Source organism: Undibacterium sp. 5I2, assembly GCF_035019605.1.
Lineage (GTDB): Bacteria > Pseudomonadota > Gammaproteobacteria > Burkholderiales > Burkholderiaceae_D > Undibacterium.
Genome location: NZ_JASJVS010000007.1, coordinates 94986 through 108300, shown reverse-complemented (window position 1 = coordinate 108300; position 13315 = coordinate 94986). Strand labels below are relative to the sequence as shown.

Here is a 13315-nt window from a genome sequence, read left to right as displayed (position 1 = left end):
GGTCATTTTTGTCTTTGCTTTTGCTGCGTAGTAGCCAGACCGGCTCGCTCCCAAGAGACGACACAGTTGTGCTACCGAGGCCTTCGTTTGCCAATGATCGACTAACTCGTAGATCATTTCATTTCGCGTGCAAAGAAGGCCGATGCTTTTTTTAACAGGTCATTGTCCGAACGCAGTAGACGGTTTTCTTGTTCGAGTTGGCGAATCCGTTGCAGCTCGGCAGACAGTGGTTTCCCTATGCCAGCCTGGCCACCTTGTTCAGCGCGATATTGTTCAACCCAGCGCCGCACGGCGGTTTCTCCAATACCCATATCTTTCACGATTTTAGCAACCGCTACGCCTTGATCCAGCACCATCCGGGCCACTTCAAGTTTAAAAGTAGCTTCGTATTTTTTATTCCCAGTCATCTTTATTTTCCTCGTTTAGGTAATTATTCCTCCTATTGAGGTGTCCGTAAACATTAGACCATTACAGCTGACACTACCTCATCGTGATCACCATTAATGAAAGGATGAAATTTTCTGCAGCTATAGCAAGAGTAGATTGGGTTCTTGTCGCAATGTGTGTCCGTATCGAGGCCGCAGGCGCCTATATTTCCTATATATCTAGTGGCGACGACGCCTTTAACTACAGCGTGGCCATCTTTTACATCTTTACTGTTGATCGGGGTGCCCGTCATTAAACCCATCAATTCTTTGTATGTTTCATTTTTCCCTAGCGCCCGTGTTTTTATGCGACCTATCTCAGGCGTCGCAGCCACATAATGCCGCGCAGCTATCTTCGTCGTATGGTCAAGTAGGTCTGAAATGAGGTCCCCAGGAGTACCTTGATCAGCGAGTTTTTGGGCCATGTTATGGCGTAGAAGGGTGCTCGTTCCGCTTTTCGCAACAGCGTATTCAAAAGTACCAGCAATAGCGAGTCGCACGGTATCAGTTTTGATGCGGCGGCCAGCCATTGTTAGGAATAGGGGAGTTTCGGGTTGACTCGTCTTTTGCCAGTAGGCCTCTTTTAGAAGAATCAGTTTTTTTATTTTCAAGGCGACACGTTCCGAAATTACTCGCTTTCGATAACTTGAAGAGTAATTGCCTTGTTTTAATCGAATGATTTTGAGATCGTAGTACGTAGACCCATTTGGTCCAACAGTTTCAGAGTAGTGGCCATGTTCAATGCCGGCGATTTGTTCGGGCCTGCATCCCAATTCCCAGCTAAGATGGGAAATAACGTTGTCTTGAAATGAAAAATAATCATCATCCGTGCCGAGCTCGTCTATCGCGCGAAGCAGCAAAATTTCCTCGGTTGGAGTAAGGACTTGGCTTCTCGACTTTACGGACAAATAGGGATCAAAGTAGGGGCTAGCAAGATCATCAAGCGATGACGCGATTTCAGACGAAAATCCTGGTATGCCCTTTAAAGCCGACCAGCGATAGAAAAGACGAAAGCTGAAAAATGCAGATCTATTGGATGTGCACAGGGTCAAAATTTCCTTAGCTGCGGAAAGGGACCAAGGAAAAGAATACTTGTTGATGAAATCCTGTATTGAAACGACGTTAATAAAATCACTTTCGGCAGTCTTAGGTGAACAGGACGACAAGCGGTACCAGATAAAGTGCCGGAAGACCGCCAATAGGGGGCCATCAAACTGACATTTCCGCCACTTGATAGAGCAATATCTGCTGTGCTGCCAGATATCGCCGCTGGTCTCTACAAAAATTTCATCTTCGTGATAACGTGTTCGAATACGCACTCGGCTCGGAACTTTTGGCCCAGCATTAGGTGCCATCTGTTCAGTCGGGAGAGATTCCGTTTCATGTGAATTGTCAAAATCAAAGAAACGCTGTTTCAAAATTGATCCTTTCGATTTATCTCATTCCACACTGCATTAATCCGTCGCCGATTGTGTTCATTCGCTTGCGCGGATATCCATTTCGCGGCATAGCGTAATGGCATTTTGGAGGTCAAATTCCAACCGCAGATTTGTCTGAGCTCATCCAGAGCGGAGTCAAGAACCGCACCGTTGTCGTCCACGCGCCATTCCAAATAGTTATTGCAGAACGTATTTCTGAGGATGTGCGGGTGGAAAGGAACATCTGACTGCCGAAATAGATGGGCATGCACTACATCAAATAAATAGTTCACTGCCGACAAGGAAAGTGGTGTTCCACGCTCAGATGTTAGTAGGAACTGATGTTTGAGCACTATGCGGCGCTTGTTTCTGGTCGGCCGGCGCGCAGTCAATATGTACTGCTCGATATCGGAAAATAGTGCCGTACTAATACTGACAGTGCGCGAAAGAGTTTTTTGTGCTGGCTGAACTGCTCGACTGTCGGTCGGGTCATCGGGTTCGCGCCGTATCACCAAATAGAATTTTCCATCGATCTCGTGAAGGTCCGTAGTTTTCAGCTTCAAGAGCTCGCCGCGGCGCATGCCTGTTTCGAGCAGAACGTTGACGACAATCCAGTTGCGAAGCCTGGCGGTATTGCGGAATGGATTGCCTGGGGCATTAAAAAACATTAATGATTTGACTCGCTCGACTTGGCTAGAGTCAAGGCCTTTGACATCGACTTCAGTCTTACCACCCAAGGTCAAGGCTTCAAATTTCCAGTGGATTTTATTTTTGATGTCGGCTATTTGCTGACGCAAGCTCGATTCTGTTTCTGACTGACTCGGGTATCTTTCAGCAGCCCACAAAAGGAAGTGCCTGAGGCTTGCAAGGTATTCGTTATAAGTTCTTGGATGTAGCCAATCTGCAGGCTCGGACCGGCCAATTCGGCCGACAACATTTAGGGCAACACGGCCTGACCTAAGCCAATAGGCAAATTGGTCGAGGTGTCCTGAGATTTTTTCAATGCGGCCTGCAAAAATTTGGGCATCAATATTTAAGCCAAGCGACATTTCTGCCCATTCGTATAGCCATTTAAGAACTGAAACGTCGCGGCGGATCGTGTTTACAGATTTATGACGCCGGCGCAGCATCAAGTAAATCAAAGGAAGTAAAACTGGTTGCGCGGAGTCCGACCAACAAAGGAGAGGCATTTGCTCTCCAGATTCGAAACGAACGGTTTGAACGATGTATGGCAACTTGTGACCCAGCAGCGCAAAGCCGCTAGGATACTAGGGTTTAAACCGTAACAAAAGGGCTAGATCTATAAATAAGCTTTCTTTTCAGTTATGAACAGGGAGGACTTTAGATATTCGTTTCCAGAGGGGGCGCTCAATACAGCCAATCAAAGCAATTATGAACATCTACAACTTGGGTCGTCGTTTAACATAATATAAATTATGCGAAATTGAAGGTGTACCTACACAGGGGGCAAAAGATGCTGAAAATGGCGATCACTTGGATGAAATTAAGCATCTTACGTAAGCTGTTGATTCGGAGTTGGTCACACATTGCCACGCGCAAGGGGATAAATTGCATGGCAACAGTGCACGCCGTTTATCCTTACCAGTAACCGTAGTGATACGCGCCGTCGGTTTGTTGTCGGTCGATTAATGCCCAAGTTGGACCATGCGGCAATTCGCTGCCACGTACCAGCCACACCCAGTAATCTTGCAAGGTTTCACCGTACTCCGGCCAATACAAGTGGGCCGCTTCGTTGTCATCGTCGGCCAGATAGACCAAAGAGAAAGTCAGATCGGCGCTGTCTCTGAGCATGGTGATGATGGCCGAGCGCACTTGCTCGGTACTCGGCTCGTCGTCGAGGCCGAAAGCACTGGGATACGAGCGCACCACTTTGTATAAGGTATCGTCGCTGTTGTCGGCGGCATCCATGGCCGGGTCCCACAGCGATGGCACGATTAGCTCAAAGGCTTGCAGTGAAGTGAGTACATTGGTGTCGATCGCTTCTTGTCGGTCCAATTCGTCTGCATCAATGTACAAACTGGCATGCCCCAGTCCTAGATTTTCCAAGATGCGTTGAAACTCAAGCCGACGGTGTTCGGGTAGTTGCTTCATATTGAAACTCCTCTCTGTGATGTCGCTCCCCCTGTGGCTTCATCATAGCTGGGCCGAAAAAAGTTCAGTAAGTTATTTCTGTAAGAATTTTCTGAAAATACCGATCCTAGGCCAAGCTTTCCGAAAAATGCAGTCGCTTTGTTTCAAACCGACCAAGGATGTTCAAGGTAGCCCACTGCCCTCCACTTCAGCCACATGCAATTCCAAGTCGAGGTAAGAGGCACTGTCCTTGCCGTTGAGGCGAGCTGGAATGAAGCGCGTGGCTTTCAATATCCCCTCGATCTGATCAAGACTGCCCGGCCGCAAGCCGTTGGTGCGTAAAAACAGCACGCGTATGACTTGACCATTCTGATCGACATAGATGCGCGCCTTCAAGGGCGATGGTGAGTCGACCAGATCGGTGAGCGCCGCGAAATCCGGTTCTGACACCGGCATGGCCGACCAATCCATTTGATTCGACGGTAAAAATGAGGCCAAGGCTTGCTCATTGCCCCCGACTGCCCTTGGTTTGGTGAGGAACATCGGTACGGCTGCGCCGAGTTCTCCGGCACCACGATGGCTAAGACCAGGCTGCGGCGGCTGTGGCAAAGCTGTTGGCGCATTATTAAGCGTACTCAGCTTGGCTGGTCGGGCATTGCCAAAGCCAACATACACGGTCATGGGACGGGCCGACAGATTTTCGCGCGTAGGCTGATCCGTTAGCTTGGCGTCGAGCGCACAAATAATCACACCAGCGTGCACTGCCAGGGTAAGGACACATGCCAGCAGTCGGCTGTTCAGACGCGGCAATTTTGTCAGGCACACAAAATTGCCGGGTTTTTGATATCGAAACAGACTACACATGCAGGTAGCGATCAATCCGCAGTTGGTAATTCACGCCAGTTGACTGATCTAAAATTAACCGGTGCTTCCGTAACAGATTGCACCGTGGTTGGTGCTGGTAAGCCGGAACCGTTGCCGACACTCTGAGTGCCGATTTGCAGCCTCAGATGGCCGGCAACATTGTAAAACTGAATGTTACTGATCACCGATGAGGCCACTGACACGACTGAGCGTCCGGTCGCATCGACCAAGGCAGTGATGCCGGTCGCGAAATTGACTGCATAGACTGCGCCGGTACCGGATGGGTTACAGACATCGCCGTTCGGCGTGGTCGAAGCAAATGCCACGAAGCCATTGGTGCTGGTAGGGTTGATAATAATGCGTTCGGCCACGCCGTTACCGCTGCTGACACCGAGGTCATAGTACCAGCCCATAGGATTCGCCGGTGCCGTGCCTATGCCGCTTAACAGATTGGTATTGGCCACCATATTACTGCGTTGAATCGGGAAAACTACACCGCTTGGTAAGGTGGTCGTCGTGTAAAATTTCGTGGCGTTACCATCAGCGATGGCATAAAAGCTTTGGATATTCGGGCTGGCAATATCTTGGCTTGCCAGCAAACGCCCGGTGCCGATCAAGACATAGCGCTTGAAGGCACCCGGTTGAACTTCAATCAAGGGGCGCGTCGTTACCGGTTGTACATTACCTCTGCTATCCTTGAGTACGGCAAGTTGAGTCGGTGCCGCATAGGTGCCCGTGCTGGTGGTCAGGTCAACACGCCATACATTGCCCAGCAAATCGCCGGCGTAGATCGCATCGGCCGTGCTGTCACTGAAATTATTAACGAAGGCCGTCGCATAGGTCAGGCCAGTTTGGTTAGTGGCACTGCCGGTGCCGGTGGCGACGGCTTCGAGCAATACGCCGGTTTTGGGGTTGACGAAAAACAGGTAGCCATTGCCATCGCTGTTGTTATAGCCCGAGGTGAAGATCACGGTCCAGCCGTATTTCTTGGTTTTCACCACCACCGGCGGGCCATACGAATAGCCCATGCGGCTATCGGTAAATTCCCACAATACTTTACCAGAAAGTACGGTTTCAGTGGTCCAACTGGCAGGATCGGTAACATCGATCGCATAATAGCCTTTGCCGCCCTTGCCCAGTCCGCCTATGAGTACCGAACTCCACGCCGCGCTGCTGTCGCTGCTTTGGTAAGTGGCATTGAGATCGATATCAAAGGCTTGTTGTAAACCATCGACGAAATAATGATGGACGAAGCTGCTGCTGCCGAGCGACGCCAAGCCAGTGAGCGGTGCGCTGGTACTGCTACCGTAAAGAAAGCTGGGAATATACGCAAACATTTCCGTGCCACCGGCGAGCGAACCATCGAAAGCATGCAACATACCGTCATTGGCACCAACATAGGCAACGGTCTTGCGATTGGCATACAAGGTCTTGAACGCTTTGTAACCAGGGTTGGCACTTTCTGAAAAGCCGCTATCAGGTGGGCCGACCGCTGCCACCTTAGAGCCGACTATATCGCCAAGCAATGCGGCACGCGTGCGGTAAACTCCATTGGTTTGACCGATTTCCAAAGTTTGGCTGCCACGTAAATAAGCCAGATAATTAGGCGACGATTGCGAGGCAGTCGGCACGCCGGGAACCGTGGCAAAGGTCGCGTAGTTGCTCGGGTTGGAATTCAACAAATTACTGGCTTGAAATGGAAAGGCGGCACCGGCTGTGGTGCAGCAAGTCACAATTTTTCGTGTCGACGTTGAGGTTAACAAACTCTGTGCAAACCAGTTGGTAACACTGCTGGCATTACCGGAACTGTCGTAGGTAATCGTGCTGGCCAAAAGATTGCCGGTCCAGTTAGAGGAGCTGTATTCGGACGCGTAACTGATATTATTGGCGGCGGTCAGCTTGGTGGAAACAGTCGAAAACGCCGTGGTCGAGCCGGAAATATTACTGGCGATACTGGCAAAGGCGTTAGTTAATCCGGCAACCATTTTATCGGCTTGACCACCACTGAAGTAGTTATCCGGGCGACTATTACTGCCTAGGGTATCGGTATTGGTATGCCACATGGTGGTGGTCAAGGGCGTGGTGCCGCCGCCTATCGTCAGCAAGTTTTTAGCATTGCTGCTTGCATACGGCTGAAACCCACTGGGGATGATGAAGCCGCCGTATTTCGCTGCCAGATAATACTGATTATTATTCGAATAGTTTTGATTTTCCAGCACGTCGATCCAGTAGGTCGAGACGGTCTGTATTAAAGTTTTCGGGGTAGTACCGTCGCTGTTGGGGAAATCATTCGGACGCATGTCTTTGACATGCGAATCATAGGCCAAGCCGGCGATGAAATTGGTCGCGTTATCGCCTCTCAACGCGGTCGTCGTAATGCCTTCCAAAGTGCCAACCATGGCGGTCGCCGTTTGCACATTGACCGTGGTGTCGACCGGCTTATCGGCGATCCTTTCATAACTGGAGGTCAGCGTACTTCCAGGTAAGTTTGCATCGGCATGGGTATTGACGTCACCAATACCAACGATGAAGTTTTTCTGGCATGAGTACAAAATCGGGTCATTCCATGCAGTAATGACAGGGAAGCCATCGATCATTGCCGCTGTCGCACCACTGGTGTAGGCAGTGACATTGCCGAGATTTTTAAAATAGCGTATGCCGGCGTAAAACAGTTCGCTGACCGGATCGTAAATTTTATAGGTATGTGCCGCTTGTCCGAATTGATTGAGGTAATTCATGACCCCACTCTTGGTAACAGCAGAATTGGTGGCATCCGTCGGGTTGGGATTAGCGATAAAAGTGCCATCGGTGGCACTCCACTCGGCCATGGTGTTGCTGATGCTCGGTGCCCCCGGTACCGGCTGGGTCGGCGCAATGTATTTCATATTAGCGCGCAAAACGCCGCCATCGCGGTTAATAGAACCGTCATTGAGGTAGCCGAAGGCGGCATAACGCATCTTCTGCGCATACTGTTGCATCAAGCCTTCCGGTTTGGCACCGTTGCCATAGCTGATACAGTTGGCTTCGAGATTGACAGTCGTGTCACACACCCGCACGCGCACGTTGAGTGCATAGGTCGCGTTGGTGTTGGCCGGATTCGTTGTGCTGAGTGAACTTTGGCCGGAATACGCCGTGGTACCGGCGGCGTTGACGCTATCGAGCGAGCCGGCCGAGATATTCGAAACCCAAATTTGATTGCCCGCGCCCCAGACACGCGAAGTCACGCTGGCCCAAGTAAATGGCGTCGCACCCGAGACATCGCTGGCCGGGTTGCCCGACTTAGGAATGGTTTTGGTCGGTGTTTCGCCCGAACCACCCTGCCCCGAAGCCCAAGCACGTTCGAGTACCGTGGTCGAGGCTGTGTCGGTGGAGCGAAAACCGCCCGTCAAAGCCCAGCGGAAAGTGTCGATGGTTTGCATGCCAGCCCAATTGAGCCAGTTACCACTCCACAGCGAGACAGTTCTGGTGGTGGTGCAGGCGTGGCTAGTGGCCGCTGAATAAGATTGAAAATACGGAGTTTCCGGCGCCGTCACCACAGCTTGATAGGTGTAGCATTTGGCGGGATCGAAATAACCGAGATAATTGGTCGCCGGGCTATACGGATTGGTATTGTAGGGATAGGCCCAGCTCAGCGCCGTCGGATATTCTACCGACAGCGAGAGCAGCAAGTTGCCCGGCACGGCGATCGAGGTAAACAGCGGCTGATCCCCCAAGGCGACTTGGGCATGGGCTGCCAGCGGCGTCAGCAGCGAAGAGAGCGCGAATGCGCCGAACAAGATCTGCGGCAAACGTGTCAATAATGCAGGCTGCTTCATGGTGAATTCCTTTGCGTGGCGGCGGACAGATGCTGACATCTTATAAAGTGGATAAAGTCGACTGCATATAGCTTTGGGTATTTCTCGGGCCGCTGACACGGATGCTGACCCGATAAATCACCGAGCCACTTGGCACAATAGGTTGAATGTTTGCGCTCGCCGCTTGCGGCGCGGAGGTAGATCCGAGTACACAGTTGGCCGTGCTGGTGCTTCCGCTTAAATTGCACAAGCGGTCGATCACGTAACGAATCGTCACGCCACTGGTGTTGTCGACGATGTCACTGCCGGTCATGGTCCACAAACTGTCGTCGGTGAGCATCAGCGGCAAACCGCGTGCATCCGACGCTAAGATCGTTGCCGAGTAATTGCTGCTTGCCAAGCTGGTCAGACGCAAGGTATCGCTGCCCAGGGTACCACCGGCCAACAGTGCCGTGCGCGCCGCGGCGATGCCCCGCTCACCTTGGTTGATTAAATCGCGCTTGAAGGCCAAATTACCGGCTAACAATAAGCTCGTATCGAACGAACGCACCAAGGCTATGCCGCTGATCATCAGTATCACCAGTGCAATCAAGGTGACGAATAAAATGATCCCGCGCTGCCGCACCATGCTGCCGCGGGCCATGACCTGTGTGCCAAAATGAGGGGTGACGTGATTCATGGCTCAGTTCAGAAATAAAGAGTTACGTAAGGGTATCGTCAACTCAACGGTACGGTAGCGGTAATTCTGTTCGGCAGCAGTGAGCGTGCGGGTGTAGGTGACTGTCGGGCCAAGATCAGAAAACAGCTTAATCGGGCCAGTCGTGGCCGGCGGTGTGCTGGCTTTTTCCGGCAGTGAAGTGCGCGTGATGAAGCCTACGCGTATCGCTTTAATCGTGACCAAGGTCTTGGTACTTGGGGCACTGCCGTTTTCCAAAGTCAGATAATCGAAGCCGGCGGCTGCCGGATCTACCCAAGTATCAAGAAGGCCGCCACCAGCGGCAGAGGCAACGCCATACAAAGCATGCATTTCAAAAATACCATCGGCAATCGCCAATGGTGTATTCAAGGTCCCGCCTTGTAATAAATCGTATTGAAATAAAGTGTTATTATTGCCAACACCAAACATTTGGAAGTTCGGCAGATTACCGGTGGCATTGCCCAAGTTCATAGCGATAGCCGTGCCGGGCAAGCTGGAAATTGAGTTGCCGGCTATCGTATCGGAATAAAAACTGCCGGCCATAGGTAAAGTCGTCACACCGACTGCCGTAGTGAAGGCGGCATCGACTTGCGAGAGAAAACATGGTGTACCGGCACTTTGGTCCATCAATAGTATGAGGTCATTGGCATTGAATGCGACGGTATTGATCAAGCTTAAATTATTAGACACAGGAATACTATTGAAGGCGGTCGGCACTTCGCCATAGCCAGCAGTGCCCGACATCATGATGATCACGTCCGATTTGCTGCCACTCATGTTCGGTGTCGTGGCATCTTTAGCGATGATCAAGGGCGCGAGTCTGAAATTACCGGTCAAAGCGGTGTTGAGTGCCGCAAACGGTGCGGCCATGGTGCCGGTGAACGGCAAAATTTGATTGCCCGACAAGGCGGCGCGCAATGGGCAGCCGAACACGGTTTGGTAATTTTGTGAAATTCCGGAACCGGCAGCACGTAAGGATTTTTCCAACTGATACATGGCATAGTTGCCGGCTTGATTGATGTCATTGACCGACGTTAAAGTGCGCTTTTTTCCTTCGCTGGTCGATAAAATGCCGAAAATCGCCAGTGACATCATCAAAACCAGCACGATCACCACCATCAGCTCGACCAAGGAGAAGCCGTTAGCGGATTTTCTATTGCGTATAAGCTTAATCATGGCAAGGCATTGAGCTGGGTAATGTACTGGCTGGCAGGATCGCCGGGTTTACGGTTAGGTGAACTCCAGGTAATCGTAACGGTGACGACATTATTGGCGTCCGGTGCGCTGATGGCACCTGTGCCGGAGGGCAAGCCGGTGGCGGCATTGTTGGCTACTTGAGTTTGCCAGGCCGTAACGATTGCCGTTGGCAGCGAGCTGGTGTTTTGCGTCCACATGGCAGTAATAATTTCATTGGCCAAGACGGATGCGCGATTGCGGTCTTCGGCATCGTAGGATGTTTTGGTAGCCACGGCTTGCAAGCCGATCAAGCCCAGCACGGCAACGGAAAAAATCACCAGTGACACCAAGACTTCGATAAGCAGCATGCCCTGTTGTTTTTTGCTTGCGATCTTGAGCATAGTCATCTCAACACCCGTCCGGATTGGTGGTCGAGAGAGTGCGACTGGCATCGCACATGCGCACTTTCCCCCCCATAGCCACTTGAACATTAAACGTGCGGTCGGTGACGTTGGCGCTTGTGCTGGTAACGGCATAATTGGCTGTGGTGGCCGCGCACGTCATACCGAAAGCGGTGGTCACCGCGGCAGCACTGTTTGTCGTGATGCGTCCTTGAGAATTGAAGCAAATCAGTGCCGGCCCGGTGACACTCATGCCGGCAGTCAGTGAGCCCGTCGAGGAACCTTGCACGTAAGGCGTATTCACCGTTTCACCGGCCACAATCGGCAGCACTTGAATATACCAGTTACGGCCATTGGCTACCGCCGCCACATTGGCAGCCGGAGCGGCATTTGTCAGGACGAAAGCGACTTGGCGATTGCGCCTGACGGCTTCGGCTTGCGCCGCGCGCACGCCATTTTGTATGGCTTCTGCCAGGCTGCGCGCTTTGGCATTGGCGGTCCAAGTAGTAAATACCGATTGGCCAAGAAACATCAGTATCGACATCAGCGATACTGTGATCAAGACTTCAATGATCGTGAAGCCGCGCAGCTTAGCCGCTCTCAGCATGTGGCACCCTTTTTCATCAGCCAACAGGTGGTGCCGGTGGTGCTGCCCCAGACTGCGCCGGTGCTGGAACTCTGTACATTTGCATTGGTCACCGAGTAGCTGAAATTGGCGGTCGAGGTAGCGGCCACGCCGGCGGCTCGAATGGTGTAGGTCGTGGCGGTCAAGGGTTGACAGGTTAAGGCAAAATATTTCAAAGTCGGCAGGCTGTTGCAGGGGGAGATAATGGTAGTGCCGACATTGAGATAGGTGCGATTATCTTGGTAATACTGTTCCATCGAAGCGCGCACGGAACTCAGACTGTTAGTCGCCTCGACGATTTTTCCGCGCAACAGAAAATCGGTATAGTTGGGGATGGCAATGGCAGACAAGATCGCGACGATGGCGACCACGATCATCAGTTCAATCAGGGTAAAGCCGGACGATCGGTAAGCGACTGCTTGATCTGATTTAGCTTGCATTACAGTTTCTCCGCGCCCCAGTGGGGAATGATGTGTTGAACAATGGCCATAGAACATTTTTATTATCTGAGCACCATAGAGATGACACTCTTTGATTCTATGATGTTGCAGCCCTTAGCGTAATTGTACTAAAGCACTAGAACATTAAAAACAATGGAATGGCAAAATTTCATCAAATATTGTCACATCAACAGTATCGATGGACACGGCTTGAACGTCCAATAACAAAACTTGCGCATTGCATCACATCATAAGCCAAGACATGTCTCCACGCAGCAATAAGCTTTGATAAATTGTAAGTAAGTATGTCTCTGTGCTAGGACTATAGATGTTTTCTTGAGGCAATAAAATATCTATTAATACATTTCGCTAAAGAAATTTAACAATCACTGCTTTCGACCCAGCAGCTTAGTTAAGGCGTTTTCTTTAAATTGGTCGGCCTCTTCGATATAGCCATGCACGGTGCCGTCAAAACGCCACCCGCCTTGCCGTTTGATAGCACGGAAAGTCGCCCCGGCGCGGTGGGCGCTGGTGGCCATGCCGCGACGCAGGCTGTGACTGCTCAGGCTGCCCACTTCGGCCAAGCCGGCGCGACTCGCCGCTGTTGTTAAAATGGCGTTGATGCTGGCCGCATGTAAGGCTGCCTGCCCCACCCTGCCCCATTGATCGATGCGCCGAAACACAGGCCCGCTGACGATACCGGCAGCACCGGACCAGACCTGCAGTGCGCGCGCCGGGCAGCACAGGCCGTCACTGGACGGTATCGCCTTTTGGATACCGACACCAAGTTGGTCGGTCTTCGAGCGCGCCAGCGTGATTGTGATGCCCTCTCGTTCCCACTTGATATCTTCAAATTGCAAGGCGACGAGCTCGGAGCGCCGCAGTCCGCCAAAGTAGCCAATTTGCAACAAGGCGTTATCGCGTTGGTCGCTTAATTGTTCACTCGGAGTGAGCATGGCGACGATGACTTCCAAGTCTTCGATCATCAAGGCGCGCGCTTTCTTTTTTGGCTTGCCGTGGATGCGCATGATGCCGGTGAGGATTTTGCGCACCTGTGGCGCGGCGCATGGGTCGAGAAAACCTTGTTGTTTATGCCATTGAGAGAGCGCGGTTATTTTCAAACTCAGGGTGCGCGGATTGAGTGTTTGAGCGTGCGCGATCAGATAGCGGGTCAGGCTCGCCTCATCGGCCGGCAAGCTGGCCCCCCAGTTTAAAAAATGCCGCACGGCTGAGCGATACGCGCGACGGGTATTGTCAGCGGTGGCGGCGCTTAAAAATTGCGCTTGCAATGCCGCTACGCTGGCTAAGTCGCTCGGCGCATTTTGCGTCTCCGGTGAAATCAGCGCATTTTTTTTCAACATGGTGCGAAAAGCTTTCTGGTGTA

Annotated in this window: 12 protein-coding genes; all 12 read right to left on the bottom strand. The window is 51.6% G+C overall.

What is annotated here, in order from left to right; all coding sequences use genetic code 11:
- Positions 1-113 precede the first annotated feature (113 nt).
- On the bottom strand, positions 114-407 hold the full coding sequence (locus tag QN359_RS04720) for a transposase (RefSeq protein ID WP_323493223.1): 294 nt from the start codon (positions 405-407) through the stop codon (positions 114-116).
- 53 nt (positions 408-460) lie between these two features.
- A complete protein-coding gene (locus tag QN359_RS04715; protein ID WP_322248339.1) occupies positions 461-1843 on the bottom strand; it encodes a tyrosine-type recombinase/integrase in 1383 nt (460 codons plus the stop codon).
- Positions 1840-3033 carry a site-specific integrase gene (locus tag QN359_RS04710; protein WP_322248338.1) on the bottom strand — a complete coding sequence of 398 codons (1194 nt, stop codon included), beginning with the start codon at positions 3031-3033 and terminating at the stop codon, positions 1840-1842. Before QN359_RS04710 ends, QN359_RS04715 begins: the two co-directional genes overlap by 4 nt.
- Positions 3034-3442: 409 nt before the next feature.
- On the bottom strand, positions 3443-3955 hold the full coding sequence (locus QN359_RS04705) for a hypothetical protein (RefSeq protein WP_322248337.1): 513 nt from the start codon (positions 3953-3955) through the stop codon (positions 3443-3445).
- Positions 3956-4117: 162 nt separating this feature from the next.
- Positions 4118-4759, bottom strand: a complete 642-nt coding sequence (locus QN359_RS04700; protein WP_322248336.1) for a hypothetical protein — start codon at positions 4757-4759, stop codon at positions 4118-4120.
- Positions 4760-4809: 50 nt separating this feature from the next.
- Positions 4810-8613, bottom strand: a complete 3804-nt coding sequence (locus QN359_RS04695) for a pilus assembly protein (protein ID WP_322248335.1) — start codon at positions 8611-8613, stop codon at positions 4810-4812.
- Between the two features lie 40 nt (positions 8614-8653).
- Positions 8654-9271 (bottom strand): hypothetical protein, encoded by a 618-nt coding sequence (locus tag QN359_RS04690; protein WP_322248334.1) that lies wholly within the window; start codon positions 9269-9271, stop codon positions 8654-8656.
- 3 nt (positions 9272-9274) lie between these two features.
- Positions 9275-10465: a PilW family protein gene (locus QN359_RS04685; RefSeq protein ID WP_322248333.1), complete on the bottom strand. Its 1191-nt coding sequence runs from the start codon at positions 10463-10465 to the stop codon at positions 9275-9277.
- The gene (locus QN359_RS04680; RefSeq protein WP_322248332.1) at positions 10462-10866 is read right to left on the bottom strand and encodes a type IV pilus modification PilV family protein; all 405 of its coding nucleotides are present in this window, start codon (positions 10864-10866) and stop codon (positions 10462-10464) included. The genes QN359_RS04685 and QN359_RS04680 overlap by 4 nt, the downstream gene beginning before the upstream one ends.
- Before the next feature lie 7 nt (positions 10867-10873).
- On the bottom strand, positions 10874-11473 hold the full coding sequence (locus QN359_RS04675; RefSeq protein WP_322248331.1) for a GspH/FimT family pseudopilin: 600 nt from the start codon (positions 11471-11473) through the stop codon (positions 10874-10876).
- On the bottom strand, positions 11467-11931 hold the full coding sequence (locus QN359_RS04670; protein WP_322248330.1) for a type IV pilin protein: 465 nt from the start codon (positions 11929-11931) through the stop codon (positions 11467-11469). The genes QN359_RS04675 and QN359_RS04670 overlap by 7 nt, the downstream gene beginning before the upstream one ends.
- A gap of 386 nt (positions 11932-12317) precedes the next feature.
- Complete coding sequence (locus QN359_RS04665) at positions 12318-13292, bottom strand: tyrosine-type recombinase/integrase (protein WP_322248329.1); 975 nt, start codon at positions 13290-13292, stop codon at positions 12318-12320.
- Positions 13293-13315: the final 23 nt, after the last annotated feature.